This window comes from Enterobacter sp. 940_PEND, assembly GCF_001059415.1.
Taxonomy (GTDB): domain Bacteria; phylum Pseudomonadota; class Gammaproteobacteria; order Enterobacterales; family Enterobacteriaceae; genus Enterobacter; species Enterobacter cloacae_M.
Genome location: NZ_JUMS01000053.1, coordinates 45,806 through 72,088, shown reverse-complemented (window position 1 = coordinate 72,088; position 26,283 = coordinate 45,806). Strand labels below are relative to the sequence as shown.

General features: G+C 55.3%; 26 protein-coding genes. 20 read left to right on the top strand and 6 right to left on the bottom strand.

Annotation, left to right across the window (positions count from 1 at the left end; all coding sequences use genetic code 11):
* Nucleotides 1-100 precede the first annotated feature (100 nt).
* A complete protein-coding gene (gene plsB, locus ADJ24_RS07970; protein ID WP_023310037.1) occupies nucleotides 101-2,521 on the bottom strand; it encodes a glycerol-3-phosphate 1-O-acyltransferase PlsB in 2,421 nt (806 codons plus the stop codon).
* A gap of 154 nt (nucleotides 2,522-2,675) precedes the next feature.
* Between plsB and ADJ24_RS07965 the strand changes: the two genes are divergently transcribed.
* The 4 genes from ADJ24_RS07965 to ADJ24_RS07950 all read left to right on the top strand — a co-directional run bounded on the left by ADJ24_RS07965 (nucleotide 2,676) and on the right by ADJ24_RS07950 (nucleotide 5,492).
* Nucleotides 2,676-3,044 (top strand): diacylglycerol kinase, encoded by a 369-nt coding sequence (locus ADJ24_RS07965; protein ID WP_023310038.1) that lies wholly within the window; start codon nucleotides 2,676-2,678, stop codon nucleotides 3,042-3,044.
* Between the two features lie 108 nt (nucleotides 3,045-3,152).
* Nucleotides 3,153-3,761, top strand: coding sequence for a transcriptional repressor LexA (gene lexA / locus ADJ24_RS07960; protein ID WP_023310039.1), 609 nt, complete (start codon nucleotides 3,153-3,155; stop codon nucleotides 3,759-3,761).
* A gap of 63 nt (nucleotides 3,762-3,824) precedes the next feature.
* The gene (dinF, locus tag ADJ24_RS07955; RefSeq protein WP_023310040.1) at nucleotides 3,825-5,162 is read left to right on the top strand and encodes an MATE family efflux transporter DinF; all 1,338 of its coding nucleotides are present in this window, start codon (nucleotides 3,825-3,827) and stop codon (nucleotides 5,160-5,162) included.
* A 120-nt stretch (nucleotides 5,163-5,282) separates the two neighbouring features.
* Nucleotides 5,283-5,492, top strand: a complete 210-nt coding sequence (locus ADJ24_RS07950) for a CsbD family protein (protein ID WP_014830284.1) — start codon at nucleotides 5,283-5,285, stop codon at nucleotides 5,490-5,492.
* Between the two features lie 69 nt (nucleotides 5,493-5,561).
* On the opposite strand, the gene zur is transcribed toward ADJ24_RS07950, so the two are convergent.
* Nucleotides 5,562-6,074 (bottom strand): zinc uptake transcriptional repressor Zur, encoded by a 513-nt coding sequence (gene zur, locus ADJ24_RS07945; RefSeq protein WP_008503369.1) that lies wholly within the window; start codon nucleotides 6,072-6,074, stop codon nucleotides 5,562-5,564.
* A gap of 114 nt (nucleotides 6,075-6,188) precedes the next feature.
* Between zur and ADJ24_RS07940 the strand changes: the two genes are divergently transcribed.
* From ADJ24_RS07940 to pspG, 4 genes are all read left to right on the top strand, one after another.
* Nucleotides 6,189-6,677: a cupin domain-containing protein gene (locus ADJ24_RS07940; protein ID WP_023310041.1), complete on the top strand. Its 489-nt coding sequence runs from the start codon at nucleotides 6,189-6,191 to the stop codon at nucleotides 6,675-6,677.
* 172 nt (nucleotides 6,678-6,849) lie between these two features.
* Nucleotides 6,850-8,160, top strand: a complete 1,311-nt coding sequence (locus ADJ24_RS07935) for a conjugal transfer protein TraF (protein ID WP_032668016.1) — start codon at nucleotides 6,850-6,852, stop codon at nucleotides 8,158-8,160.
* Between the two features lie 82 nt (nucleotides 8,161-8,242).
* The gene (dusA, locus tag ADJ24_RS07930; RefSeq protein ID WP_023310043.1) at nucleotides 8,243-9,238 is read left to right on the top strand and encodes a tRNA dihydrouridine(20/20a) synthase DusA; all 996 of its coding nucleotides are present in this window, start codon (nucleotides 8,243-8,245) and stop codon (nucleotides 9,236-9,238) included.
* 136 nt (nucleotides 9,239-9,374) lie between these two features.
* Entirely contained in the window at nucleotides 9,375-9,617 is a 243-nt protein-coding gene (gene pspG, locus ADJ24_RS07925) for an envelope stress response protein PspG (protein WP_023310044.1), read from the top strand.
* 183 nt (nucleotides 9,618-9,800) lie between these two features.
* Here pspG and ADJ24_RS07920 read toward each other — a convergent pair whose 3' ends face one another.
* The gene (locus ADJ24_RS07920) at nucleotides 9,801-10,784 is read right to left on the bottom strand and encodes a quinone oxidoreductase (protein WP_023310045.1); all 984 of its coding nucleotides are present in this window, start codon (nucleotides 10,782-10,784) and stop codon (nucleotides 9,801-9,803) included.
* A 66-nt stretch (nucleotides 10,785-10,850) separates the two neighbouring features.
* Here ADJ24_RS07920 and dnaB point away from each other — a divergent pair, with 66 nt between their 5' ends.
* The 8 genes from dnaB to ADJ24_RS07880 all read left to right on the top strand — a co-directional run bounded on the left by dnaB (nucleotide 10,851) and on the right by ADJ24_RS07880 (nucleotide 18,134).
* Nucleotides 10,851-12,263: a replicative DNA helicase gene (gene dnaB / locus ADJ24_RS07915; protein WP_023310046.1), complete on the top strand. Its 1,413-nt coding sequence runs from the start codon at nucleotides 10,851-10,853 to the stop codon at nucleotides 12,261-12,263.
* Nucleotides 12,264-12,279: 16 nt separating this feature from the next.
* Nucleotides 12,280-13,359 (top strand): alanine racemase, encoded by a 1,080-nt coding sequence (gene alr, locus ADJ24_RS07910; RefSeq protein WP_023310047.1) that lies wholly within the window; start codon nucleotides 12,280-12,282, stop codon nucleotides 13,357-13,359.
* A gap of 22 nt (nucleotides 13,360-13,381) precedes the next feature.
* Complete coding sequence (gene pnuC / locus ADJ24_RS07905) at nucleotides 13,382-13,939, top strand: nicotinamide riboside transporter PnuC (RefSeq protein WP_023310048.1); 558 nt, start codon at nucleotides 13,382-13,384, stop codon at nucleotides 13,937-13,939.
* Complete coding sequence (locus ADJ24_RS07900) at nucleotides 13,936-14,946, top strand: AAA family ATPase (protein WP_047173675.1); 1,011 nt, start codon at nucleotides 13,936-13,938, stop codon at nucleotides 14,944-14,946. The genes pnuC and ADJ24_RS07900 overlap by 4 nt, the downstream gene beginning before the upstream one ends.
* A 75-nt stretch (nucleotides 14,947-15,021) precedes the next feature.
* Nucleotides 15,022-16,215 carry an aromatic amino acid transaminase gene (gene tyrB, locus ADJ24_RS07895; protein WP_023310050.1) on the top strand — a complete coding sequence of 398 codons (1,194 nt, stop codon included), beginning with the start codon at nucleotides 15,022-15,024 and terminating at the stop codon, nucleotides 16,213-16,215.
* A 319-nt stretch (nucleotides 16,216-16,534) separates the two neighbouring features.
* Complete coding sequence (gene aphA, locus ADJ24_RS07890) at nucleotides 16,535-17,248, top strand: acid phosphatase AphA (protein WP_023310051.1); 714 nt, start codon at nucleotides 16,535-16,537, stop codon at nucleotides 17,246-17,248.
* A 113-nt stretch (nucleotides 17,249-17,361) separates the two neighbouring features.
* Nucleotides 17,362-17,778, top strand: coding sequence for a secondary thiamine-phosphate synthase enzyme YjbQ (locus ADJ24_RS07885; protein WP_023310052.1), 417 nt, complete (start codon nucleotides 17,362-17,364; stop codon nucleotides 17,776-17,778).
* 2 nt (nucleotides 17,779-17,780) lie between these two features.
* Nucleotides 17,781-18,134 carry an MmcQ/YjbR family DNA-binding protein gene (locus ADJ24_RS07880; RefSeq protein WP_023310053.1) on the top strand — a complete coding sequence of 118 codons (354 nt, stop codon included), beginning with the start codon at nucleotides 17,781-17,783 and terminating at the stop codon, nucleotides 18,132-18,134.
* A gap of 3 nt (nucleotides 18,135-18,137) precedes the next feature.
* Here ADJ24_RS07880 and uvrA read toward each other — a convergent pair whose 3' ends face one another.
* Nucleotides 18,138-20,960, bottom strand: a complete 2,823-nt coding sequence (gene uvrA, locus ADJ24_RS07875; protein WP_048702300.1) for an excinuclease ABC subunit UvrA — start codon at nucleotides 20,958-20,960, stop codon at nucleotides 18,138-18,140.
* 250 nt (nucleotides 20,961-21,210) lie between these two features.
* Between uvrA and ssb1 the strand changes: the two genes are divergently transcribed.
* Nucleotides 21,211-21,741 (top strand): single-stranded DNA-binding protein SSB1, encoded by a 531-nt coding sequence (gene ssb1 / locus ADJ24_RS07870; protein ID WP_023310055.1) that lies wholly within the window; start codon nucleotides 21,211-21,213, stop codon nucleotides 21,739-21,741.
* Between the two features lie 62 nt (nucleotides 21,742-21,803).
* On the opposite strand, the gene ADJ24_RS07865 is transcribed toward ssb1, so the two are convergent.
* Nucleotides 21,804-22,085, bottom strand: a complete 282-nt coding sequence (locus ADJ24_RS07865) for a YjcB family protein (protein WP_008503385.1) — start codon at nucleotides 22,083-22,085, stop codon at nucleotides 21,804-21,806.
* Between the two features lie 646 nt (nucleotides 22,086-22,731).
* Here ADJ24_RS07865 and ADJ24_RS07860 point away from each other — a divergent pair.
* Nucleotides 22,732-24,297, top strand: coding sequence for an EAL domain-containing protein (locus ADJ24_RS07860; protein ID WP_023310056.1), 1,566 nt, complete (start codon nucleotides 22,732-22,734; stop codon nucleotides 24,295-24,297).
* 6 nt (nucleotides 24,298-24,303) lie between these two features.
* On the opposite strand, the gene soxS is transcribed toward ADJ24_RS07860, so the two are convergent.
* On the bottom strand, nucleotides 24,304-24,630 hold the full coding sequence (gene soxS, locus ADJ24_RS07855; RefSeq protein WP_008503387.1) for a superoxide response transcriptional regulator SoxS: 327 nt from the start codon (nucleotides 24,628-24,630) through the stop codon (nucleotides 24,304-24,306).
* Between the two features lie 98 nt (nucleotides 24,631-24,728).
* Between soxS and soxR the strand changes: the two genes are divergently transcribed.
* Nucleotides 24,729-25,187 (top strand): redox-sensitive transcriptional activator SoxR, encoded by a 459-nt coding sequence (soxR, locus tag ADJ24_RS07850; protein ID WP_023310057.1) that lies wholly within the window; start codon nucleotides 24,729-24,731, stop codon nucleotides 25,185-25,187.
* Nucleotides 25,188-25,480: 293 nt separating this feature from the next.
* Entirely contained in the window at nucleotides 25,481-26,152 is a 672-nt protein-coding gene (locus ADJ24_RS07845; RefSeq protein ID WP_023310058.1) for a glutathione S-transferase family protein, read from the top strand.
* Nucleotides 26,153-26,283: the final 131 nt, after the last annotated feature.

Below are 26,283 nucleotides of genomic sequence, written 5' to 3'. Positions count from 1 at the left end.
GCTCAAAAATAAGGCCCGGTAGCGTTAACGCCTACCGGGCCTTTATATTATGCAGGATGCCAGGCCGGGTCAGGTGAAACCACCACCCGGCTTTTTCACATCACTCGCCCTGCGTCGCGCTCTCAATCGTCAAACGCACATCCGAGGTGATCAGTTCTGCCAGCATCTGATACACCTTCAGCGTCTCTTCCGGCTCGGCATCGCCCGTATCGCTGATGTAGCCTTCGTCGCGCAGCGTCAGAACCAGGGTGCTGAAGACTGCTTTATCGAAGAATTCAGGGGCGTTAATGCCGTGCAGCACGGACAGGCGCTGGGCCAGCGTCCGGCTCTCTTTCTCCAGCGTACCGCGGTTGATAGACGGGTTCGCACTCAGCAGCCAGAACGTAATGGCGTAGCGCTGCAGCGTTTCGCGCGCGCCGGCCGCCAGCAGTTGCAGGGTACGGGAACGCGACGGATTGATGTGGAGTTCGTCGTTTGAAACGGCGATCAGCCCCTGACGACGCAGCTCTTCCGTCAGTTTGTCCAGTTCGCCCGCCAGCTCATCCTTACTCCAGCGCAGGAACAGTTCCGCTTTCAGCATCGGATAGAGCGTCTCAACGTGACGCAATAGCTCCTGACGCGAAATACTGCGGTGCTGGGTGATGATAGCCGCCATGAGCGACGGCAGCATCAGCATATGGGTGATGTTGTTGCGGTAGTAGGTCATCAGCACTGCCTGCTCGCGCGGCAGAATGATGATGTCACCGATCGTGTCCTTTTCGACTTCAAACTTGTTCATCTGCAACGCGTGATCGATAAGCTCACTGGCGGTAGCAGAAGGCACGGTTGAATCAACGGAATACGGCACGTTGCGCATCATGTCCAGATAGCAATCCAGCTGCTCTGTGAGCTGTTCGCGGGTCAGCGAGCGCTGACGCGAGGCCAGAAGCGCCGTACAGCACAGGTTCATGGCGTTAGCCGCACCGGCGTTGTTAATGCGCACCATCAGCTCGGACGCGATGCCGTTAACCGTTGGCGTCAGCCAGGCTGGACGAATCGCTTCGATTGGATCGATGGATTCACGCCACTCGGGAACGTGATGGTTCAGATACGTCATCAGCGGCATCGGCTCGCCGAAGTTCACGTAGCCCTGACCGAGATTACGTAGCTTGCTCAAGCCGCGCAGCATCTGCGGCAGGCTCTCTTTCTCTTTGGTCGCACCGCGCAGCTCTTTCGCGTACGTGCCCACTTCCATTACGTGCTCATAGCCAATGTAGATTGGCACCAGCGTGATTGGACGGGTTCCTCCGCGCAGCATCGCCTGAATAGTCATCGACAGCGTGCCGGTCTTCGGATCGAGCAGACGTCCGGTACGGGAACGACCGCCCTCCACGAAGTACTCAACGGAATAGCCGCGGCTGAACAGCTCGCCCAGATATTCGCGGAACACGGTGGAGTAGAGCTTGTTGCCCTTGAAGGTGCGACGGATAAAGAACGCGCCCAGGCGGCGGAAAATCGGACCTGCTGGCCAGAAATTCAGGTTGATACCGGCAGCAATATGCGGCGGTACCAGCCCCTGGTGATAGAGCACGTAGGAAAGGAGCAGGTAGTCCATGTGGCTGCGGTGGCAGGGAACATAGACAATCTCATGGCCATCATGCGCCAGCTGGCGTACGCGCTCGGCGTTATGAACGTTGATGCCCTGATACAGGCGGTTCCAGGTAAAGCCGAGAATACGATCGGACAGGCGAATCATCTCGTAAGAGAAGTTCGCTGCAATCTCTTCCATCAGCGCAATGGCGTTCTGCTGGGCTTTCTCATGCGATATTTTCTTGCTGCGCGCTTCGTCTTCAACGGCGCGAGCAATCGCTTTGGAGGCCAGCAGCTTGTTGAACAGATCCTGACGCGCCGGGAGACGCGGCCCTACGGCAGCCAGGCGCTGACGAGCGAAGTGCATACGCGCCACGCGCGCCAGTTTTTGCGCGATGATCTTGTCGGTACCGTGCTCGTCCGCCATTCGACGCAGCGAAACGGAAGGGGAGAAACGCACAAAGCTGTCGCGTCCCAGCCAGGAGACCGCGAAGAACTTCTGGATGCCGTTAAGCATGCGCAGCGGCGGATTCTCTTCACCTTTTTCACGGCCTGGACGACGACCAAACATCACCGATACTGGCACCATCTGCACATCCAGATCGGGGTTGCTGCGGTGCAGGTCGAGATAGTCGTGGAACAGCTTGATGGACTCTTCTTTTGGCGTGTAGTAGGTAAACACGCGCGGTCCACCGTGAATGAACACGTAGCGCGGCAGCAGCGTACCGTCAACTTCAAGCGGTTCAAGCGGGTCCGGTAAGTCATGCGCCAGACACTGGGCGCGAAGCGTCAGTAAGTCTGCCTTCGAGTTATAAGGCAAAACGTACATAATAGGACGCGACGTATCGAGCCCCAATTCCAGCGCGGGTTCTGCTGGGATAGACTTGCTTTTTACCAGGATGCTTAATGGTAAATTAAGTAATTTGTAGTAAATTCGTGGCCAGCCGGACATAAACGATGTAAAGCCTCTGGTTAATAATGCAATTGCGGCGCAAGGATAACAGAAAGCGCGCAAAATTTCTGTTGTTACCCGTCATACTTCAGGCTGTAGCGAAACGCGCTACAGTTCCTGTTACTGACGCTTTTTTTCATAAAAGGTTCTTTTAATGGCCAATAATACCACTGGGTTAACGCGTATCATCAAAGCCGCCGGCTATTCATGGAAAGGTTTCCGTGCCGCGTGGATCAACGAAGCTGCCTTTCGCCAGGAGGGCGTCGCCGCTATCATCGCGGTGATCGTCGCCTGTTTCCTTGATATTGATGCTATTACCCGCGTACTTCTAATCGGTTCCGTGCTTCTGGTGATGATAGTGGAAATTCTTAATAGCGCTATTGAGGCCGTTGTTGATCGCATTGGTTCAGATTTCCACGAGCTTTCTGGCCGCGCAAAAGACATGGGCTCTGCTGCCGTGCTGCTGGCGATTATCACTGCCGTTATCACCTGGGTCACGCTGCTTTGGTCACATTTCCGATGAGCCTCGAGGAATAATTAAGTCCCTGGTTTTTTGTGCAGTTTTTGGTTCCAAAATCGCCTTTGACTGTATATACTCACAGCATAACTGTATATACACCCAGGGGGCGGAATGAAAGCGTTAACGACCAGGCAGCAAGAGGTGTTTGATCTCATCCGGGATCATATCGGCCAGACGGGTATGCCACCCACGCGTGCGGAAATCGCGCAGCGTCTGGGCTTCCGTTCTCCGAATGCTGCTGAAGAACACCTGAAAGCGCTGGCGCGTAAAGGCGTGATTGAGATTGTTTCAGGCGCGTCACGCGGTATCCGCCTGCTGGTGGAAGAAGAGACGGGCATTCCGCTGATAGGCCGTGTTGCTGCCGGTGAGCCTTTACTGGCACAGCAGCATATTGAAGGCCACTACCAGGTCGATCCTGGCATGTTCAAACCGAGCGCTGATTTCCTGCTGCGCGTCAGCGGTATGTCGATGAAAGACATCGGTATTCTTGACGGCGATCTGCTTGCAGTGCACAAAACGCAGGATGTGCGTAACGGCCAGGTGGTTGTCGCGCGCATAGATGATGAAGTCACCGTCAAGCGTTTGAAAAAACAGGGGAACACCGTTCAGCTACTGCCTGAAAACAACGAGTTCTCCCCGATTGTGGTCGATCTCCGCGAACACAACTTCTCTATCGAAGGACTGGCGGTTGGGGTCATTCGCAACGGCGAATGGCTGTAACCTCTTCCTGACAGGCTATGGCGCCGCTGTAGCCTGCTTCATTCTCGACTCCCGGTATTTTTCATGTCACTGCTGACGGCATCCGATAAGGCATTGTGGCGTCTTGCTCTGCCGATGATTTTCTCCAATATTACCGTTCCCTTGCTGGGTCTGGTCGATACTGCCGTTATTGGCCACCTTGATTCGCCTGTTTATCTTGGCGGCGTGGCGATTGGCGCGACGGCAACCAGCTTCCTGTTTATGCTGCTGCTCTTTTTGCGCATGAGCACCACCGGGCTCACGGCCCAGGCTTATGGTGCAAAAGATCCGCTGCGTCTGGCGCGCGCGCTGGTCCAGCCGCTGATCCTTGCGCTCGGTGCAGGGGCGTTAATCGTTTTATTTCGTACGCCCCTGATCGACCTTGCGCTCCATGTTGTCGGCGGCAGCGAGGCGGTACTGGCGCAGGCGCGACGTTTCCTTGAAATCCGCTGGCTCAGCGCGCCCGCCTCGCTGGCAAACCTGGTTCTGCTGGGGTGGCTCCTGGGCGTTCAGTACGCCCGTGCACCAGTGATTTTGCTGGTGGTAGGCAACCTTCTCAACATTGTGCTGGATGTCTGGCTGGTAATGGGCCTGCATATGAACGTGCGGGGCGCGGCGCTGGCGACGGCGATTGCCGAGTACGGAACCTTTATTATGGGTCTGTGGATGGTCTGGCGCGTGCTGGCGATGCGCGGCATCTCCCTGGCGCTGCTCAAAACCGCATGGCGCGGCAATATCCGTAGGCTGCTGGCGCTTAATCGTGACATCATGCTGCGCTCGCTGCTGCTTCAGCTCTGCTTCGGCGCGCTGACGGTTTTCGGGGCGCGACTGGGGCCAGAAATCGTTGCGGTCAACGCGGTATTGATGACGCTACTGACCTTTACCGCCTACGCGCTGGACGGTTTTGCCTATGCGGTAGAAGCGTATTCCGGGCAGGCTTACGGCGCGCGCGAAAGCGGGCAGCTGCGGGACGTCTGGCGGGCAGCCTGCCGCCAGTCTGGGCTGGTGGCGCTGGCGTTCGGCCTGGTTTATGCCTGCCTTGGTGAGCAAATCGTCGCGTTGCTTACGTCTATCCCTGCGCTGCGCGAGCTGGCGAGTCACTATCTCATCTGGCAAGTTATCTTACCGGTGGTCGGCGTCTGGTGTTATCTGCTGGACGGCATGTTTATTGGTGCGACGCGCGGAGCGGAAATGCGTAACAGCATGGCGGTCGCGGCGGCCGGGTTTGGCCTGACGCTGCTGACGCTTCCCTGGCTGGGTAATCACGGTTTGTGGCTGGCCCTGGCCGTTTTCCTCTCGCTGCGAGGGATATCGCTGGCTTTTATCTGGCACCGCCACTGGCAAAACGATACCTGGTTCCCTTCACGTCACAATATATCGTGACGGTTAAAGATTCCGAATATGAAATCAACTGCCGAATCCTTAACTACAATAATTATCACGTCCAGCAGAAAAGAACGTAACGGACGTTACGACCCGACGCTTAACTAAGAGGACACGATGATGAATAAAGACGAAATCGGCGGCAACTGGAAGCAGTTCAAAGGTAAAGCGAAAGAACAGTGGGGTAAGCTGACTGATGACGATATGACCGTCATTGAAGGTAAACGCGATCAGCTTGTCGGTAAAATTCAGGAACGTTACGGCTACGCGAAAGACCAGGCGGAAAAAGAAGTGGGCGACTGGGAAAAACGCAACGACTACCGCTGGTGACCGGGCTTTACCCGCAAGTACAAGGAAGTACACCCTGAGGGCGGCCATGAGCCGCCTTTTCTTTTGCCGTTAACGCGGTTTTTTCTTCACAAGAATAGAGTGGTCGTGCTGACACGCGTCCTGATGACGACAGGCTTCCACTTCCACGCAGGCAGAGCACAGTCCGTGCGCTTCAATCACGTTATGACGCAGGGCAAAACCCATTTTCGCTGCCAGCGTATGCATAATATCTTCCACGCCTTCCGCAGCCTCTTCTTTCACCACGCCGCATCGGTCACAGATAAACATCGCCGATGTGTGGGTAGGCTGATCGAACAGATGGCACAACACATAGCTGTTTGTGGACTCAACTTTATGCACGAATCCTTGTTCCAGCAGGAAATCCAGCGCGCGATACACCGTCGGTGGCTTCGCCTGCGGTTCGCTTTCGCGGAGCAGGTCGAGCAGATCGTAGGCGCTGATAGCACCCTGCTGCAGGCTCATCAGACGTAAGACTTCAAGGCGCTGCGGAGTCAGGCGCACATTGCGTTGCGCACACAGCTTTTCGGCCTGCGCTAACAGCTCTTTTGTGGACTTATCCATTTAGCACCCCGGATGTTATAGGACGGAAACCCCCACTTTATCATGTTCTGGTAAAAACGCCGAGATCCGCCAGTCTGTGCTATACCTGACCCATTACAAACCGGGAAATAAACAATGAAAAAACCTGACTGTATTCGGCACTGGCGCGACGTTGAAGGCGCGGATGATTCGACCTACCCAGATAGCGATGAGCGTTTTTCTATCGGCGCCCCGTTGGCTCGCAAGCTTGGGCTCGGGCGCATTGGTATCCATCATGAGCGTTTACCGCCCGGGCGCAGGACGTCCTATCCGCATGCGGAAAGCGATGAAGAAGAGTTCGTTTATGTGCTCGAAGGTCATCCAGAAGCATGGATTAATGGCTATTTATGGAAACTTGAACCGGGCGACAGCGTGGGGTTTCCTGCCGGAACGGGTATTTGCCATACCTTTATCAACAACACGGACGAAGAGGTGCGGTTACTGGTCGTTGGCGAGGCGAATAAGAAGCACAACCGCATCTACTATCCGCTCAACCCCGTTTATGCCGCTACCCGTGAGGATCGCTGGGTAGACCACCCGCCCCAGTTTTTTGGACCGCATGATGGAAAACCTGGGAAAAAATAATTTCCTCTTCTATAAATATTGAGGGCCGTCACAAAATACAACAGGCCGTAAGGAAGTTTTACTTAGGGATAGAAATAGCGGGTCTTTTACTACTTATTCACAGCAATAGTTCGTTCCTGTTTGGGTGATAACAGACAGGGGTTATTTCATAACAGACTATAACGGGCATACTGTGAAAAAAAATTTTAAATTTTCGGTGGTTAGTATCGCTGTTTCCTTGTTTATGGCAAATCAGGCGGGAGCAGCCAATACCTGGACAGAATCACGGAGTGACGCAATGGGTGGCACTGGCGTTGCATCCGGGAGCTATGGTAGCGGGGCGTTAATCAACCCCGCGTTGCTGGCAAAGGCAAAACCGGACGATGATGTGACGGTCATTTTGCCGTCCGTTGGCGTACAGGTGACGGATGAGGACAATCTGCAGGACGAGATTGATACCATCAACGACAAAATTAATCACTATAAGGATGTGGTTGATAACCTTACGCCAATTCAGGTCATCACCAATCCGTTAGGTTCCATCAACCAGTTCCAGGGCGCGGCCAAAGATCTGGCCGATGAGCTGGACTATCTCAAGGGCAAAACCGCACGCGCGACGGCAGGCGCAGGGCTTGCCGTGAGTATTCCTAACGATGTGCTTTCCGTGGCCTTTATGGCGAAAGGGTACGCCCATGGCCGGGTGAGTTCGTCTATCGATCAGCAGGATATTGATTATCTGCGCGGTATTCAACGAAGCAATCTGGTGGCTGCCGGTGTTGCCCTGGACGCTGCGCTGAACGGCACGGATCAGATCACTAAAAACCTCAACTCAACGGCGTCCGGCCGGGCGGCGATTGTGTCCGACTATGGTGTTGCCGTAGCCCGTCAGTTTGACCTTGGCGGCGTCCCGGTTTCCGTAGGGGTTACGCCAAAACTGCAAAAAACCTGGGTCTATAACTACACCACGTCAATCTACGATTATGACAGTAACAAGTGGAACGACAGCCGCTACCGCACGGACGATACGGGCTTCAACGTCGATGCCGGTATTGCGGCTGATTTCGGCGAACACTGGACCGTTGGCGTGAGCGGCCAAAACCTGATGTCGCGCGATATCGACACCAAAGATATACGTATCCGCAACGGCCGGACGGGAGAAGTGGTGAGCTATAAAGACACCTACCAGATCCGTCCGCTAGTGACCGCCGGTGCCGCCTGGCACAACGACCTGGTGACGCTGACCGCCGATGGCGATCTGACGGAAACCAAAGGCTTCAAGAGCGAAGATACGTCGCAGTACGTGGGGGTCGGTGCCGAGGTTACGCCGCTCAGCTGGCTGGCGGTGCGTGCGGGTTATCGCGCGGACGTGAAGGGTAACGACAGCAATGTCTTTACCGGCGGTGTCGGTTTCGCGCCGTTCAGTACCGTTCATGTTGACCTGATGGGTCTGTACGGCGAGGACGAAACCTGGGGCGCCGGGGCTCAGCTGAGCATGACGTTCTAAAGTCCACCGGAGGCGCTGCGCCTCCGGCTTTTCTTTGTGCTATAGTAGCGCCCCTTTTCCACCAGATGCTTAAAACTTCGCCATGTCGTCAGAATTACAGACCGCTTTCCTTGCACACCGTTTCTCCATTGCGCCGATGCTCGACTGGACGGACAGACACTGCCGCTATTTCCTGCGCCAGCTCTCCCGCCATACGCTGCTGTACACCGAAATGGTGACCACGGGCGCAATCATTCACGGGAAGGGCGACTATCTGGCCTATAGCGAAGAAGAGCATCCGGTTGCCCTGCAGCTGGGCGGCAGCGATCCGGCCGCGCTGGCGCAGTGCGCGAAGCTGGCGGAAGAACGCGGCTACGACGAGATCAACCTGAACGTTGGCTGCCCGTCCGACCGCGTGCAGAACGGCATGTTTGGCGCCTGTCTGATGGGGAATGCACAGCTGGTAGCGGACTGTATCAAGGCGATGCGCGATGTGGTCTCCATTCCGGTCACGGTCAAAACCCGTATCGGCATTGACGATCAGGACAGCTACGAATTCCTGTGCGACTTCATCAACACGGTATCCGGGAAAGGCGAGTGCGAGATGTTCATCATTCACGCGCGAAAAGCCTGGCTCTCCGGCCTCAGCCCGAAAGAGAACCGTGAGATCCCGCCGCTGGACTATCCGCGCGTGTATCAACTGAAGCGTGACTTCCCGCACCTGACGATGTCCATCAACGGTGGCATCAAGTCGCTGGAAGAGGCCAAAGCGCATCTGGGGCATATGGATGGCGTGATGGTCGGCCGCGAGGCGTATCAGAACCCGGGCATTCTGGCGACGGTCGATCGCGAAATCTTTGGTATCGAAGGCGCGGACACCGATCCGGTTGCGGTCGTGCGTGCGATGTACCCTTACATTGAGCGCGAGTTGAGCAATGGTACCTATCTCGGCCATATCACCCGCCATATGCTTGGTCTGTTCCAGGGGATTCCGGGCGCGCGTCAGTGGCGCCGCTACCTGAGCGAGAATGCGCATAAAGCCGGTGCCGATATTGAGGTGCTGGAACATGCGCTGCGACTGGTGGCGGACAAGCGATAACTTTCGCTAAAAGTTCGTCAAATTCACCACGCCCTGCGAACGTTCGCGGGGCGTTTTGCTTTAATAACAACAGCTTAATACTGGCATGATTCTTGTAGTGCTGACTGCATTACTCGGGAACTCGTGGGAGAGCACCATGCTGGAACTACTTTTTGTGATTGGCTTTTTTGTCATGCTGTTAGCGACAGGCGTTTCGCTGCTCGGCATTCTGGCGGCTATCGTGGTGGCGACGGTGGTCATGTTTATTGGCGGCCTGTTTGCGCTGACGATCAAACTGTTGCCGTGGCTACTGCTGGCCATTGCGGTCGTGTGGGTGATTCGGGCGATTAAAGCGCCAAAAGTGCCCAGTTATCAGCGCAATAACCGCTTCCGTTACTAAGGTATTGAGGGGTTCGTCACATACTTGTAACTTTTCCGGCGGCATGGCTTAGAACAGAATAGGATTTAGTTATCGAATCTGTCACTATGACTGCCGTTAAAGAATTCATCGAGCTGTACCCTACATACAGCCGAACTAAAAAAAGAAAGGGCTTCCCACGGGAAGCCCAATTTCTTTTGGGACTCAGGGAATCAACAAGCTCGACCCCTGCGTCGCCCGGCTCTCCAGCACCTCATGCGCGCGCCGCGCATCGGTTAGCGCGTATTTCTGCGCATCAGCCACATCCACTTTAATGACCCCGCTGGCGATCAGCGAGAACAGCTCGTTGCTGGCTTCCTCTAGTTCTTCCCGGTTGGTGATGTATCCTTGCAGGGAAGGGCGAGTCACATACAGCGAACCTTTCTGATTCAGAATACCGAGGTTAACGCCGGTTACCGCGCCTGACGCATTGCCGAAGCTGACCATCAGACCACGGCGCTGCAGACAGTCCAGCGACGCTTCCCACGTGTCTTTCCCCACCGAGTCATACACCACGCGCACTTTTTTGCCGCTGGTGATCTCCTTCAGCCGCTCAACAATGCTCTCTTCACGGTAGTTAATCACCTGCCAGGCGCCCGCCTGCAGCGCGCGCTGCGCTTTTTGTGCATTTCCGACGGTGCCGATCAGCTTCGCGCCCAGTGCCTTTGCCCACTGACAGGCGATGAGCCCGACGCCACCCGCTGCGGCATGGAACAGGAACTGCTCGTCGGGTTTAATTTCATAGGTTTTGCGCAGCAGGTAGTAAACCGTCAGGCCTTTCAGGAACGAGGCCGCCGCCTGCTCAAAGGAGATGGCGTTAGGCAGCAGGGCGGCTTTATCCGCCGGAACGTTGTGGACGGAGCTGTAAGCGCCCAGCGCAGACTGCGCGTATACCACGCGATCGCCCTCTTTAATATGCTTAACCGCGCTGCCCACTTTAACGACGACACCGGCCGCCTCGGTGCCCAGGCCGCTCGGCATTGACGGCGGCGGGTAGAGACCGCCGCGAATATAGGTGTCGATGTAGTTAATGCCGATGGCTTTGTTTTCAACCTGCACTTCGTTTTCGCCAGGCGCGGCAGGTGTGAACTCCACCACTTTCAGTACGTCTGGCCCACCGTGTTTCTGGAATTCAATGCGCGTTGCCATGCTCCCTCCGTAAGAAAAATATGGTAATCTTTCGACCCACTCTTTATCTCGGTAACTCCATTCACTATGGCAGGAAACAAACCCTTCAACAAACAGACTGAACCTCGCGAGCGTGATTTCCAGGTCGCAGGGTTAAAGGTCCCGCCGCACTCGATTGAAGCGGAACAGTCGGTGTTGGGCGGTTTAATGCTGGATAACGAGCGCTGGGACGACGTCGCCGAGCGCGTCGTGGCGGAAGATTTCTACACCCGCCCGCACCGCCACATCTTTACTGAAATGGCGCGCCTGCAGGAATCGGGCAGCCCGATCGACCTGATCACGCTCGCGGAATCGCTGGAGCGTCTTGGTCAGCTCGACAGCTGCGGCGGGTTTGCCTATCTGGCGGAACTGTCAAAAAACACGCCTAGTGCGGCGAACATCAGCGCTTACGCCGATATCGTGCGCGAACGTGCCGTCGTCCGCGAGATGATCTCGGTGGCGAATGAGATCGCCGAGGCCGGTTTTGATCCGCAGGGGCGCACCAGCGAAGACCTGCTCGACCTGGCTGAATCCCGCGTCTTTAAAATCGCCGAAAGCCGCGCCAATAAAGACGAAGGCCCAAAAAACATCGCCGATGTCCTCGACGCCACCGTTGCCCGTATCGAACAACTGTTCCAGCAGCCGCACGACGGTGTGACCGGGGTAAACACCGGCTATGACGATTTGAACAAGAAAACCGCCGGCCTGCAGCCGTCGGATTTGATTATCGTCGCCGCGCGTCCGTCGATGGGTAAAACTACCTTTGCGATGAACCTCGTCGAAAACGCGGCGATGTTGCAGGATAAGCCGGTGCTGATCTTCAGCCTTGAGATGCCCTCCGAGCAGATTATGATGCGTTCTCTGGCGTCGCTGTCGCGCGTAGATCAGACCCGCATTCGTACCGGCCAGCTCGATGATGAAGACTGGGCGCGCATCTCCGGCACCATGGGCATTCTGCTGGAAAAACGTAACATCTATATCGATGACTCGTCCGGCCTGACGCCGACGGAAGTGCGCTCCCGCGCGCGCCGTATCGCCCGTGAACACGGTGGCATCGGCCTCATCATGATCGACTACCTTCAGCTGATGCGCGTCCCGTCGCTTTCCGACAACCGTACGCTTGAAATTGCGGAGATTTCCCGCTCGCTCAAGGCGTTAGCCAAAGAGCTGCACGTACCGGTAGTCGCGCTGTCGCAGCTGAACCGCTCTCTGGAACAACGTGCCGACAAGCGCCCGGTCAACTCTGACCTGCGTGAGTCCGGCTCCATCGAGCAGGATGCCGACTTAATTATGTTTATCTACCGTGATGAGGTTTATCACGAGAACAGTGACCTGAAAGGGATCGCCGAAATTATTATTGGTAAACAACGTAACGGCCCAATCGGGACGGTGCGTCTGACCTTTAACGGACAGTGGTCGCGTTTCGACAACTATGCCGGTCCTCAATATGATGATGAGTAATTTCTAAGGAATTCAAATGCAAGCGGCAACTGTTGTTATTAACCGCCGCGCTCTGCGACACAACCTGCAACGTCTGCGTGAACTGGCGCCTGCCAGCAAGCTCGTTGCAGTCGTGAAAGCGAACGCTTACGGACACGGTCTTCTTGAGACCGCGCGAACGCTCCCCGATGCCGACGCCTTTGGCGTCGCCCGTCTTGAAGAAGCCCTCCGCCTGCGCGCGGGCGGCATTACTCAACCCATACTGCTCCTCGAAGGCTTTTTCGAAGCCAGCGATCTGCCGACCATTGCTGACCAGCATCTGCACACGGCGGTACATAACGAAGAACAGCTAACCGCACTCGAAACCGCCGAACTGAGCGAGCCGGTGAACGTCTGGATGAAGCTCGACACGGGCATGCACCGTCTTGGCGTGCGTCCGGAAAGCGCGGAAGCGTTTTATCAGCGTTTATGCCGGTGCAAAAACGTGCGTCAGCCGGTGAATATCGTCAGCCACTTCGCCCGTGCCGATGAGCCCGAGTGCGGTGCGACCGAGCGGCAGCTGGATATCTTTAATACCTTCTGCGAAGGCAAGCCGGGGATGCGCTCGATTGCGGCATCCGGCGGGATTCTGCTGTGGCCGCAGTCGCATTTCGACTGGGCGCGACCGGGCATTATTCTCTACGGCGTGTCGCCGCTGGAGAACAAACCCTGGGGGCCGGACTTTGGCTTCCAGCCGGTCATGTCGCTGGTCTCTAACCTGATTGCCGTGCGTGACCATAAAGCGGGCGAGCCGGTCGGCTACGGCGGTACCTGGACCAGCGAGCGTGATACCCGTCTCGGCGTGGTGGCGATGGGTTATGGTGACGGCTATCCGCGCGCCGCGCCTTCGGGCACGCCGGTTCTGGTCAACGGTCGCGAGGTGAAGATTGTTGGCCGCGTGGCGATGGACATGATTTGTGTCGATCTGGGGCCTGAAGCCCAGGATAAGCCCGGCGACGATGTCGTGATGTGGGGCGAGGGGCTGCCCGTCGAACGCATTGCTGAAATTACGAAAGTGAGTGCTTACGAACTTATCACACGCCTGACGTCAAGGGTGGCGATGAAGTACATCGACTAACATTTCATTCCAGGGAAGGATAATGTCCCCTTTAGAAATCGCGGCTTGTCTGGCCTATGCGCTCTCCGTCTGGCTGGCTGCCAGAAATAACATCCATACGTGGTGGATTGGCATCATAGGCTGCGGACTTTACGCGTGGGTCTTTTATTCAGTACAGCTTTATGCTGACGTTACGCTTCAATTCTTCTTCATTGTTACGAGCATAACCGGCTGGTTGCACTGGCTTAAAGGCAACCATGGAGAGGTATTGCCTGTTCGTCGTACCAAACCGGGGCATTTCTTGATGCTCCTGGCCTGTGCCGTGAGCGTGGCGGCGGTGTATGGACTGATATTGCATCTCTATACGAATGCCTGGGCTCCCTGGCTGGATTCCATCATTTTGACATTCAGCGTTCTTGCTCAGTTTATGCTGATGGGACGACGTCTGGAAAACTGGTACGTCTGGATTGCCGTTAACACGCTGGCGGTACCGCTGTATGCGATGAGGGACCTGCATCTGACCGCCGGGTTATATTTGCTATTTTGGTTTAATGCATGGCATGGACTGTATCAGTGGCGTAAGGAGATCCGCGCGCAATGAAGCGTTATGCCAGCGGCCTGGTTGTGGGCAAATTTGCACCTTTGCATTCAGGGCATGAAGCGCTTATCAATGCGGCTCTTGAGCAGTGCGAGACGGTCTTTATCATTAGCTATTCGGTGCCGGAAATACGCGGTTACGAACCTGAAAAGCGGCTTAACTGGTTAACAACGCGCTTCCCGCAATGTCGCCACCTCGTGCTTTCGCCGCAAGTGTTGGCTTCATATGGCCTTGCGCCACCTCCACCGAATGACGCTGATGACGATCTTCACCGGCATTATGTTGCAACGCTATGTGAGGACATTTTGCATAGTCAGCCAGAGGCGGTATTTACTGCCGAAGACTATGGAGACGGGTTTGCTAGTGTGTTGAGCCAACGTTTCGGACGACCGGTTGCGCACGTTCGTCTCCAGCGTCCACTGGGACCTGATGCCCCTTCGGGAACGCGCATACGTTCTGATGTTCATCGTTATCGTAAGATGATGTCCCCAGAGGTGTACCGAAGCTTTGTTTTTCGTATCTGCTTATTAGGTGGAGAATCGACGGGAAAAAGCACGCTAGCAAAGGCACTGGCGCAGACGCTAAACGTTCCGTACGTTGCAGAGTATGGTCGTGAACACTGGGAAGCAATGAATGGTGTACTTGAACTGGAGGATTTGCTGCATATTGCCCGCGAGCAAGTGCGCCGGGAAGCATTAGCCTGCACGGCGCCTTATCTGGTCTGTGATACGTCACCTTTAACGACCCTGTTTTACACACTCGATCAGTTTGGCAGCGCGCCGCAGGCGTTAAAGGAGTTAGCTGAACGAGACTATGCACTGGTCGTACTTTGCGGAGATGAATTTCCGTTTGTACAGGATGGCACCCGGCAGGGCGAGGCGTTTCGCCACAGACAGCAGGTATGGTATGAAGCAGAGCTATCGGCACGAAATATTCCTTTTCTGCGCGTGCAGGGCTCACTGCCTGAGCGAATCGATCAAATTTGCCGATATATCCAGGGGCTGGCCTGATATCGCTCTCGACCTTCTCCTACTTCCGGTTTATTGTTGAAATCCCTGCCTCATCGAATTCCGGAGAACCATCGCGTGTTTCAGAAAGTTGACGCCTATGCCGGCGACCCTATCCTCTCCTTAATGGAGCGTTTCAAAGAAGATCCTCGCAGCGACAAAGTAAACCTCAGCATCGGTCTGTATTACAACGAGGATGGCATCATTCCTCAATTAAAAGCCGTTGCCGAAGCCGAAGCGCGTCTGAATGCTGTTCCACACGGTGCTTCTCTTTATCTGCCGATGGAAGGGTTAAACGCCTACCGCAACACCATCGCTCCGCTGTTATTCGGTGCCGATCACGCGGTGCTCGCGCAAAAACGCGTGGCGACCATCCAGACGCTGGGCGGCTCGGGTGCGCTGAAAGTGGGTGCAGACTTCCTGAAAAAATACTTCCCGGATTCAGGCGTGTGGGTCAGTGACCCGACGTGGGAAAACCACGTTGCGATCTTCGAGGGCGCAGGTTTCAGCGTGGCGACCTATCCGTGGTTCGACAGCGAAACGAACGGCGTGCGCGTCGAAGCACTGCTGGAAAAACTGAACACCCTGCCGGCGCGCAGCATTGTGCTGCTGCATCCATGCTGCCATAACCCGACCGGGGCGGATCTCACCAACGCCCAGTGGGATGCGGTGATTGAGGTACTGAAGGCCCGCGACCTGATTCCGTTCCTCGACATTGCCTACCAGGGCTTTGGCGCGGGCATGGAAGAAGATGCTTACGCCATCCGCGCCGTGGCCAGCGCAGGTCTGCCAGCGCTGGTAAGTAACTCCTTCTCTAAAATCTTCTCCCTGTACGGTGAACGCGTTGGCGGTCTGTCCGTGGTCTGTGAAGACGCCGAAGCGGCGGGTCGCGTGCTCGGCCAGCTGAAGGCGACGGTGCGCCGTATTTACTCCAGCCCGCCAAACTTTGGTGCGCAGGTGGTGGCGACGGTTCTCGGCGACGAACAGCTGAAAGCGTCCTGGCTTGCCGAAGTGGAAGCGATGCGTAAGCGCATCCTGTCCATGCGTCAGGAGCTGGTTAACGTGCTGAAAGAGGCCGTGCCGGGAAATAACTTCGACTATCTGCTCAAGCAGCGCGGGATGTTCAGCTATACCGGACTGAGCGCGGCGCAGGTCGATCGCCTGCGCGAAGAGTTCGGCGTTTACCTGATCGCCAGCGGCCGTATGTGCGTGGCGGGACTGAATGCCAGCAACGTTCATCGCGTGGCGCAGGCGTTTGCTGCTGTGATGTAAGTACTTACTATTCGCTTCCCCCTCTTCCTGTAGGAGAGGGGCGGGGTGAGGGCATCTGGCCGCACAAAACCTTGCCCGGTGGCGCTTCGCTTACCGGGCCTGCGGGCTGGGTGTTCTCCCTCTCCCTATGGGAGAGGGCTGGGGTGAGGGCATCTGGCCGCACAAAAACCTTGCCCGGCGCTTTGTGATCGTCTTCTTTTTATTCATCTTCATAAGCAAAAACTCCTTCCCTTCACCTCCCGCTGGGGTTATGGTCGGATAGTTTTTTGACCATCTACTCAAATTAAAACGATAACAAACTGAATATTCAGGGGAAAATATGCGCAAGATCACACTGGCGCTCAGCGCCGCCTGCTTATTGTTCTCGCTTAATAGCGCTGTCGTCGCGCGAGCTTCTGCCCCGACGCCGCTTTACACCGGCACCACCGCCGCCATTCTCGCCGAGCAGGCACCCATTCACTGGGTTTCCGTGGCCCAAATCGAAAACAGCCTGATCGGCCGCCCGCCAATGGCCGTGGGTTTTGACATTGACGATACAGTGCTGTTCTCAAGCCCCGGCTTCTCGCGCGGGAAGAAAACGTATTCACCCGACAGCGAAGCGTATCTGAAGAACCCGGAATTCTGGGAAAAAATGAATAACGGCTGGGACGAATTCAGCATCCCGAAAGAGGTTGCCCGTGCGCTTATTGCTATGCACGTGAAGCGCGGTGACAGCATCTACTTTGTCACCGGCCGCAGTCAGACCAAAACCGAAACCGTCTCTAAAACGCTGCAGGATGATTTCCAGATCCCGGCAACCAGCATGAATCCGGTCATTTTTGCCGGTGACAAAGAAGGGCAAAACACCAAAACCCAGTGGATGGAAAAGAAAAATATCAAAGTATTCTACGGCGATTCGGATAACGACATCACCGCCGCGCATGACGTGGGAGCCAGAGGGATCAGGGTGTTGCGCGCCTCTAACTCGACCTATCGACCGCTTCCGATGGCCGGAAAGTTTGGCGAAGAGGTGATCGTCAATTCGGAGTATTAAGTACATGGCAGCGGGTTTGACTCTTTTTTAATCAAATCTCGCTGCTGCGGGTTTTACCTTTCGTCTTCTTGCTGCACACTTAGAAAGATTCATCTTTCATCACGGAGCAGCACATGTGGTATCAACAGACCCTGACCTTAAGCGCTAAACCACGCGGATTTCACCTGGTGACGGATGAAGTCATCGGGCAACTCCGCGACCTGTCGCGGGTGAAAACGGGTTTGCTGCATCTGCTGCTTCAGCACACGTCCGCCTCTCTCACGCTTAATGAAAATTGCGATCCCACCGTCCGGTCCGACATGGAGCACCATTTTCTGAAGAGCGTCCCGGACAACGCGCCTTACGAGCATGACTATGAGGGGGCGGACGATATGCCTTCGCATATTAAATCCTCCCTGCTGGGCGTATCGTTGATGCTGCCGGTTCACAACGGGCGGTTGCTGTTGGGAACGTGGCAGGGGATCTGGCTGGGAGAGCATCGCATTCACGGTGGTTCGCGTAAAATTATCGCCACGCTACAAGGGGAATAAAGATGACAATTTCGGAGATACTTCAGTACTGCATGAGCAAGCCCGGCGCGGAGCAGAGCGTTCATAGCGACTGGAAAGCCACGCAGATTAAAGTGGGAGATGTCCTGTTTGCGATGGTGAAAGAGGTGGAAGGCCGTCCGGCGGCGTCGCTGAAAACCAGCCCTGAACTGGCGGATTTGCTACGTCAACAGCATGATGACGTGAGGCCGAGCAAGCACCTCAATAAGGCGCACTGGAGCACCGTCTATCTGGATGGATCGATTCCAGGCTCACAGATCTACTACCTGGTGGATGCGTCCTATCAGCAGGCGGTTGAGCTGCTGCCGGAAACCACCCGACAGCAACTCTCCGTGTGACAATTACAGCAACGGTTTAAGGAAGCGCGCGGTGTGCGAGGCTTCGCACTCTGCAACGGTCTCTGGCGTACCGGAGACGAGAATTTCACCGCCGCCGCTGCCGCCTTCCGGGCCGAGATCGACAATCCAGTCCGCGGTTTTAATCACGTCCAGGTTATGTTCGATGACCACGATAGTGTTGCCCTGATCGCGCAGCTGATGCAGAACCTCGAGCAGCTGCTGGATGTCGGCAAAGTGCAGGCCGCTGGTCGGCTCGTCCAGAATATAGAGCGTCTGACCGGTGCCGCGTTTTGACAGCTCACGCGCCAGCTTCACGCGCTGCGCTTCACCGCCGGACAGCGTGGTTGCCGACTGCCCCAGACGAATGTAGGTCAGGCCTACGTCCATCAGCGTCTGCAGCTTACGCGCCAGCGCAGGGACGGCGTCAAAGAACTCGCGCGCCTCTTCGATGGTCATGTCCAGCACTTCGTGGATGGTCTTGCCTTTGTACTTAATCTCCAGCGTTTCGCGGTTATAGCGTTTGCCTTTGCACTGATCGCACGGCACGTAGATATCCGGCAGGAAGTGCATCTCAACCTTGATCACGCCGTCGCCCTGGCACGCTTCGCAGCGGCCACCGCGCACGTTAAAGCTGAAGCGTCCTGGCGTATAGCCGCGTGAACGCGCTTCCGGCACACCGGCAAACAGTTCACGTACGGGCGTGAAGACGCCGGTATAGGTTGCCGGGTTAGAGCGCGGGGTACGGCCAATCGGGCTCTGGTCAATGTCGATAACTTTATCGAAATGCTCCAGACCCTGGATATCGCGGTACGGTGCAGGCTCGGCCAGCGTCGCGCCGTTCAGCGCCGTCTGCGCAATCGGGAACAGCGTATCGTTGATCAGCGTCGATTTACCGGAACCGGACACGCCGGTGATACAGGTAAACAGGCCAACCGGCAGCGTCAGGGTGACGTCTTTCAGGTTGTTGCCGCGCGCGCCGGTCAGCTTAAGCACTTTTTCCGGATCTGCCGCTACGCGCTGTTTCGGCACTTCAATCTTGCGCTTGCCGCTCATGAACTGGCCGGTCAGCGATTCGGGTACCGCCATAATGTCCTTCAGCGTCCCTTCCGCGACTACCTGACCGCCGTGCACGCCAGCGCCTGGGCCAATGTCGATGACGTGGTCAGCCGCGCGGATCGCATCTTCATCGTGCTCGACCACAATTACCGTGTTGCCGAGGTTGCGCAGGTGAACCAGCGTCCCGAGCAGGCGCTCGTTGTCGCGCTGGTGCAGGCCGATGGACGGCTCATCCAGCACGTACATCACGCCGACTAAGCCCGCGCCAATCTGGCTGGCCAGACGGATACGCTGGGCTTCACCGCCGGAGAGCGTTTCTGCCGAGCGGGAAAGCGTCAGGTAGTTCAGGCCGACGTTCACCAGGAACTTCAGGCGATCGCCGATCTCTTTCAGCACTTTTTCGGCAATTTTCGCGCGCTGGCCGGAGAGCTTCAGGTTGTTGAAGAAGTCCATCGCATGGCCGATGCTCATGTCTGAGATGGTCGGCAGCGCGGTGTTTTCCACAAACACGTGGCGCGCTTCGCGACGCAGACGCGTGCCCTCACAGGTGGCGCAGGAGCGGTTGCTGATGAACTTTGCCAGATCCTCGCGCACCGCGCTGGATTCGGTCTCTTTGTAGCGGCGCTCCATGTTGTGCAGCACCCCTTCGAACGGGTGGCGACGCACGGAGGTATCGCCGCGATCGTTCATATACTTGAACTCGATGTTCTCTTTGCCGGAACCGAACAGGATCACTTTGTGCACGTTCGGGGTCAGGCTCGCCCACGGGGCTTCGACGTCGAACTTATAGTGCTCTGCCAGCGATTTCAGCATCTGGAAGTAGTAGAAGTTCCGCTTGTCCCAGCCGCGAATGGCGCCGCCCGCCAGCGACAGTTCCGGGTTCTGAATCACGCGGTCCGGGTCGAAATACTGCTGGACGCCCAGGCCGTCACAGGTCGGGCATGCGCCCGCCGGGTTGTTGAATGAGAACAGACGCGGTTCCAGCTCGCGCATGCTGTAGCCGCAAATCGGGCAGGCGAAGTTGGCGGAGAAGAGCAGCTCTTCCACTTTTGGGTCGTCCATGTCGGAGACCACGGCCGTGCCGCCAGAGAGTTCCAGCGCCGTTTCAAAGGATTCCGCCAGGCGCGTGGCGAGATCGTCGCGCACCTTAAAGCGGTCAATCACCACCTCGATGGTGTGCTTCTTCTGCAGCTCCAGCTTTGGCGGATCGGACAGGTCGCACACCTCGCCGTCGATACGGGCGCGGATATAGCCCTGGCTTGCCAGGTTTTCCAGCGTTTTGGTGTGTTCGCCTTTTCGCTCTTTAATGATCGGCGCCAGCAGCATCAGGCGTTTGCCTTCCGGCTGCGACAGCACGTTATCCACCATCTGGCTGACGGTCTGGGCCGCCAGCGGGACGTCGTGGTCCGGGCAGCGCGGCTCGCCCACGCGGGCATACAGCAGACGCAGGTAGTCATGAATTTCGGTAATGGTACCGACCGTTGAACGCGGGTTATGCGAGGTGGACTTCTGCTCAATAGAGATAGCAGGGGACAACCCTTCAATGTGGTCGACATCCGGTTTTTCCATCAGCGACAGGAACTGACGCGCGTACGCAGAGAGCGATTCAACGTAACGACGCTGTCCTTCGGCATACAAAGTGTCGAAAGCCAGTGAGGATTTGCCAGACCCCGAAAGTCCGGTCACGACAATGAGTTTGTCGCGAGGGATTATGAGGTTGATATTCTTGAGATTGTGGGTGCGGGCGCCCCGAACTTCGATCTTATCCATTCACCTTTCCCGGTTGGAACACGGATTGCCTGATTTGTTTGAAGGACAAACGGCTGTCAGAAACGGCTAATTATGACACAATTTGACCTGTTTGAATATACAGTATTGGAATGCATTTTCTGATTGGCTGTGTAACAATGTGGAGTTGCGAGAGAACTCTGGAACGTGCTACGCAACTATCAAAGTGCAGCATGGAAATGGTACACTCGCGCGTTTACACTATTAAGAAACGTATTCAGGAGACACGAACATGGCCAGCAGAGGCGTAAACAAGGTGATTCTCGTCGGTAATCTGGGCCAGGACCCGGAAGTACGCTACATGCCGAGTGGTGGCGCAGTTGCCAACATTACGCTGGCTACTTCCGAATCCTGGCGTGATAAAGCGACCGGTGAGATGAAAGAGCAGACCGAATGGCACCGTGTAGTGCTGTTTGGCAAACTGGCAGAAGTGGCCGGTGAGTATCTGCGTAAAGGTTCTCAGGTCTATATCGAAGGCCAGCTGCGTACCCGCAAATGGACCGATCAGTCCGGCGCTGAGAAGTACACCACGGAAGTCGTGGTCAACGTGGGCGGCACCATGCAGATGCTGGGTGGCCGTCAGGGCGGTGGCGCACCGGCAGGTGGTGGTCAGAGCCAGCAGCAGGGCGGTTGGGGTCAGCCTCAGCAGCCGCAGGGCGGCAACCAGTTCAGCGGCGGCGCGCAGTCTCGTCCGCAGCAGCAGTCTGCTCCGGCGCCGTCTAACGAACCGCCAATGGATTTCGACGACGACATTCCGTTCTGATTTCCGCGTGCTGAAAACAAAAAACCCAGACTATCGTCTGGGTTTTTTTATTCCGTCAGGGATCAGGTAATCACCATCGGCCAGTCTGGCGGCGTGTGGCTCATCGCCTCAACCATCACCACTTTAATATTTTCCCAGACGGCGGCGATATCCAGCAGGGTGATGCCAAGCAGACCCGTTGCAAACCAGCAGGCTGCACCCAGCCCCAGCAGGGTGCTGATGACAGCAAGACCCGCATAGTCAGATTTACGAAACTGAATATTCAGCGTGCTGGCTAAAAACATCAGTACCGCACTCAACAAAGGCCAGCGCAGGAGAACCATGCTGGTAGTAATGGTTGCCATAAAACCCATCCTCTACAAAACAGACGAACTGAATGAAACGGTGTTTCTCGTTACAAAATATGTGTGAACTATATCACATTTGTTGATTTATTCGCCAGTATCTGAGCGATCAAAAAAGAGGATTTTATTCTTCAGAAAAGGCGATTGCGCGGGTTGGTTCGGCCTTCGGCGCACGAGGAGGTGGGCACACAGCGTGCCGGAAACGCACATCGGGCAGGTGGTGATACCGCAAATTCGGTTTTTATAAGAGGGACGTTATTCTCACCCAATCCTGAAAATATTGTGGTGAAGGCTGACTATTTATAAATCAACGAACACAATGCCTCCGAGCAAATAGTATAAAACGTCCCGATGAAGTTGTACTTTTTTCATGCTGTCAGACGTTTGGCTTAATCAACGATCGTCTGTTGTGTTATCTTCCCGTCAGCCCTAACGGGCTGGATAATTATTTTCCTTAATTGAAACGGAACGAATACTTACAGTTTAACTTACGGGAAAATATTATCGGCATAACGAAATTTAAGATTTTTAATACTAAAAGTCAGTTGCTAACTTCGCATGATTCATGCAACGTAATCACCTGTTTAACAAAGCATCCGGCCTTCATTACTACAGGCGTACAACATGCAGGGATATAGGGCGGGAAATGAATCGTAGCGCGCGGCGCAAAATGCTCAGGGTGGTAGGGATCATCATGGTAGTTATGCTGCCGGTGATGCTTGCGCTATGGTTTGCCCAGCTACGAGCCGTTTCTGAAACAAGCGCCCAGCTACGCACATTTGCTGAACTGGCTTTAGACAAAACAGAGCTGGTTATTCAACAGGTTGAGCTGGCCAGGGACGAGGCGGTAAAATATCAGGGCGAGCTTTGCACGCCGGGACACCGTCAATATATGCTGAACGTTGTTCGTGGCCGCCTGTTTGTCGCCGATTTAATTTACGCTGAAGGTCAGAATTTTCTTTGTTCGACCGTTTTTACACCGGATCACCCCTACGCCATTCCTGACGCTAATTACACGCGTAAACCTGACGTCGCTATCTATTATTATCGCGACACCCCATTTTATACTGGCTATAAAATGACATATATGCAGCGCGGAAATTATGTGGTTGTCGTCAACCCGCTTTCATACAGCGAAGTCATGTCCGCGGATCATTCTCTCTCCTGGGGTGTGTACGACACGGTAACCAATGCTTTCTTTTCCGTCAGCCAGAAAGCCAATGTTTCTTTATTAAATTCGATGATTCGGGATAAGGAATCGGTATTTCAAAAAGATAACCGCTTTTATACGATCGTAACATCTCCCAAAAGACCGATTGCGGCCATTGTCTCGACATCAAATAAACGCTTTTATGAAACGCTTTATCACCAGGCGACGTTGACGCTGCCGCTGGGCATGATCTGCAGCATTATTATTTTGCTGGTATGGTCCCGTACCCATCGTGAGCTTAATTCGCCGGGGCGCTTACTGCACCGCGCGCTGAACAAACGACAGCTTTGCGTCCACTATCAGCCGATTATTGATATTAAGAATAACCAGTGTGTGGGCGCGGAGGCGCTGTTACGCTGGCCTGGCTTTAACGGGCAGGTGATGAGCCCGGCTGAGTTTATCCCGCTGGCGGAAAGTGAGGGAATGAGCGAGCGGATTACGGACTATGTCGTTGAGGAGGTGTTCAACGATCTGGGTCATTTCCTGGCCGAGCATCCGCATCTCTATATTTCGATTAACCTGTCGGCCACGGACTTCCACTCCTCGCGGCTGATCGCCATGATTTCCGACAAGGCCCGCCACTACGCCGTCCGTGCGCAGCAAATCAAAATAGAAGTGACGGAGCGCGGTTTTATCGATGTGCCAAAAACCACGCCGGTGATTCAGGCTTTCCGTCAGGCGGGTTACGAAGTCGCGATCGATGATTTCGGTACCGGCTACTCGAACCTGCACAACCTCTACTCGCTGAACGTGGATATTCTGAAAATCGATAAATCGTTTATCGATACCCTAACGACCAACAGTACCAGCCACCTGATCGCCGAGCATATTATCGAGATGGCGCAAAGCCTGCGGCTGAAAACCATTGCGGAAGGGGTAGAGACGGCAGAGCAGGTGAGCTGGCTGTTGAAGCGCGGCGTCCAGTTTTGTCAGGGATGGCACTTCGCAAAAGCGATGCCGCCCCAGGAATTTATGACCTGGCAGCAGCAGCCTTTGCACTGAGGGTGATTAATTTAACTGGTGGCGATAGTCGCTCGGCGTGCGGTCAAACTCGCGGCGAAACACGCGGGAAAAGGTTTGTTGCGACACATAGCCAAGGTCCATCGCGATATCAAAAATGGGCCGCTGCGTGGAGCGTAGCGCCTGCGCCGCCAGCAGCAGTCTGCGCTGGCGAATGTACTCACCCAGCGTCTGATGCATGACCGTGCGGAACATTCTCTGTAAATACCATTTCGAATAGCCCGACTTTTTAGCGACCACATCAATGTTCAACGGTTGGTCGATATGGTCATCAATCCATTCAATAAGCGTCTGAATAATCTGCTGATGCGACATAAGGTTGCCCCTCTGTAGATACAACTATCTCGGTTAATTCGTCGTTTTCTCTGCGGGCGAGTATAATTCCTCAAGTTAACTTGAGGTAAAGAGGTTTTATGGAAAAGAGATTGCCGCGAATTAAAGCGCTTTTAACCCCCGGTGAAGTGGCGAAGCGAAGCGGCGTTGCGGTATCGGCGCTCCACTTCTATGAAAGCAAAGGGTTAATTAAAAGCATCCGCAACGGCGGCAACCAGCGCCGCTATACCCGCGACGTGCTCCGCTACGTGGCGATTATCAAAATTGCGCAACGAATCGGAATCCCCCTGGCCACCATCGGCGAGGCGTTTGGCGTGCTGCCTGAAGGGCATACGCTGAGCCCGAAAGAGTGGAAAGAGCTGTCTTCCCAGTGGCGTGAAGAGCTGGACCGGCGTATTCATACGCTGGTCGTCCTGCGTGATGAGCTGGACGGTTGTATCGGCTGCGGCTGCCTGTCGCGTAGCGATTGTCCGTTGCGTAACCCTGGCGACAGGCTGGGTGAGCAGGGGACGGGGGCGCGGCTGCTGGAAGAGGATTGAGTTTGTGCGGCCGGCAAAAAGCATAATAAAGAACTAAAGCGCCACATAAGGGCGCTTTAGTTTTTCCCGGTCTTTGTCTTTCACTCTATCCCGCTGGTTCACGGGAGGGTTTCCCCCGACATCAGCACCCCTCAGTGTCGAGCTGGTTGGGGAGGTTCCGGATTGTGCTGACACTTTAATTCTATGCAAGACCCGTTTTTTCGCCAGCCTCACCGACCGTTTTTTAGACGAATTTTTTTCGCGGTGTTGTTCAATTTTCTATAGTTAAAAAGTATGAATAACAGGAGAAAGCCATGCTCACGGTACACCACCTTAACCAGTCGCGCTCGCACCGCGCGATCTGGGCGCTGGAAGAACTCGGCCTGCCTTATGAGATCGTCCACTACCAGCGCGAAAAGAACATGCTGGCGCCGGAGGCTCTTAAAAAGGTGCATCCGTTGGGCAAATCGCCGGTCATCGAAGATAACGGACTGATTCTTGCGGAGTCTGGCGCAATTCTGGAATATCTGCAGGAAACGTACGATGCCGAGTCTCGGCTTAAGCCTTTGGATCCCGCGCATAAGGTGCAATACCGCTTCTGGCTGCATTACGCCGAAGGATCGCTGATGCCGCTGCTGTTAATGAAGCTGGTCTTCAACAGCCTCGGCAAGCCGCCGGTGCCGTTTGGTATCAGAACCCTGGGCAAAGCGCTGGGGCAGGGGGTGCAGAAAGCGTATCTCAACCGTCAGCTGGAGACCCATGCGCGCTTTATTGAGTCACATCTTGCCGAAAACAGCTGGTTTGCCGGGGATTCGCTCAGCATGGCCGATATCCAGATGAGCTTCCCGATCTTTGCCCTGCTGGCGCGCGGCGGTATCGCTAATCTGCCGCATATTCAGGCATGGAAGGCAAAAGTTGAGAACACCCCTGGCTGGCAAAGAACCCTGGAACAAGGTGGACCGTTATCTATTCCCGGTGAGGACTGAAATGTAAACAAATTGCGCATAGACGATAACGTTTGCGCATCCTCTGTTTATTTCTTCAGCGTCATAAGTGAATTTTAGCGAAAAACGAGAAAGTTCAGTTGAAAAGGGCGGGGATTACGCTAGATAATCGT

What these genes read in the sequence shown, in the direction of transcription:
- pnuC (WP_023310048.1), top strand. Translation starts at nt 13,382, where the DNA reads ATGTCCCCTTTAGAAATCGCGGCTTGTCTGGCCTATGCGCTCTCCGTC.
- ADJ24_RS07880 (WP_023310053.1), top strand. Translation starts at nt 17,781, where the DNA reads ATGACAATTTCGGAGATACTTCAGTACTGCATGAGCAAGCCCGGCGCG.
- ADJ24_RS07965 (WP_023310038.1), top strand. Translation starts at nt 2,676, where the DNA reads ATGGCCAATAATACCACTGGGTTAACGCGTATCATCAAAGCCGCCGGC.
- ADJ24_RS07860 (WP_023310056.1), top strand. Translation starts at nt 22,732, where the DNA reads ATGAATCGTAGCGCGCGGCGCAAAATGCTCAGGGTGGTAGGGATCATC.
- zur (WP_008503369.1), bottom strand. Translation starts at nt 6,074, where the DNA reads ATGGATAAGTCCACAAAAGAGCTGTTAGCGCAGGCCGAAAAGCTGTGT.
- dusA (WP_023310043.1), top strand. Translation starts at nt 8,243, where the DNA reads ATGTCGTCAGAATTACAGACCGCTTTCCTTGCACACCGTTTCTCCATT.
- ADJ24_RS07950 (WP_014830284.1), top strand. Translation starts at nt 5,283, where the DNA reads ATGAATAAAGACGAAATCGGCGGCAACTGGAAGCAGTTCAAAGGTAAA.
- ADJ24_RS07865 (WP_008503385.1), bottom strand. Translation starts at nt 22,085, where the DNA reads ATGGCAACCATTACTACCAGCATGGTTCTCCTGCGCTGGCCTTTGTTG.
- dnaB (WP_023310046.1), top strand. Translation starts at nt 10,851, where the DNA reads ATGGCAGGAAACAAACCCTTCAACAAACAGACTGAACCTCGCGAGCGT.
- pspG (WP_023310044.1), top strand. Translation starts at nt 9,375, where the DNA reads ATGCTGGAACTACTTTTTGTGATTGGCTTTTTTGTCATGCTGTTAGCG.
- ADJ24_RS07900 (WP_047173675.1), top strand. Translation starts at nt 13,936, where the DNA reads ATGAAGCGTTATGCCAGCGGCCTGGTTGTGGGCAAATTTGCACCTTTG.
- ssb1 (WP_023310055.1), top strand. Translation starts at nt 21,211, where the DNA reads ATGGCCAGCAGAGGCGTAAACAAGGTGATTCTCGTCGGTAATCTGGGC.
- ADJ24_RS07940 (WP_023310041.1), top strand. Translation starts at nt 6,189, where the DNA reads ATGAAAAAACCTGACTGTATTCGGCACTGGCGCGACGTTGAAGGCGCG.
- ADJ24_RS07920 (WP_023310045.1), bottom strand. Translation starts at nt 10,784, where the DNA reads ATGGCAACGCGCATTGAATTCCAGAAACACGGTGGGCCAGACGTACTG.
- ADJ24_RS07845 (WP_023310058.1), top strand. Translation starts at nt 25,481, where the DNA reads ATGCTCACGGTACACCACCTTAACCAGTCGCGCTCGCACCGCGCGATC.
- alr (WP_023310047.1), top strand. Translation starts at nt 12,280, where the DNA reads ATGCAAGCGGCAACTGTTGTTATTAACCGCCGCGCTCTGCGACACAAC.
- ADJ24_RS07885 (WP_023310052.1), top strand. Translation starts at nt 17,362, where the DNA reads ATGTGGTATCAACAGACCCTGACCTTAAGCGCTAAACCACGCGGATTT.
- dinF (WP_023310040.1), top strand. Translation starts at nt 3,825, where the DNA reads ATGTCACTGCTGACGGCATCCGATAAGGCATTGTGGCGTCTTGCTCTG.
- soxR (WP_023310057.1), top strand. Translation starts at nt 24,729, where the DNA reads ATGGAAAAGAGATTGCCGCGAATTAAAGCGCTTTTAACCCCCGGTGAA.
- soxS (WP_008503387.1), bottom strand. Translation starts at nt 24,630, where the DNA reads ATGTCGCATCAGCAGATTATTCAGACGCTTATTGAATGGATTGATGAC.
- plsB (WP_023310037.1), bottom strand. Translation starts at nt 2,521, where the DNA reads ATGTCCGGCTGGCCACGAATTTACTACAAATTACTTAATTTACCATTA.
- aphA (WP_023310051.1), top strand. Translation starts at nt 16,535, where the DNA reads ATGCGCAAGATCACACTGGCGCTCAGCGCCGCCTGCTTATTGTTCTCG.
- lexA (WP_023310039.1), top strand. Translation starts at nt 3,153, where the DNA reads ATGAAAGCGTTAACGACCAGGCAGCAAGAGGTGTTTGATCTCATCCGG.
- uvrA (WP_048702300.1), bottom strand. Translation starts at nt 20,960, where the DNA reads ATGGATAAGATCGAAGTTCGGGGCGCCCGCACCCACAATCTCAAGAAT.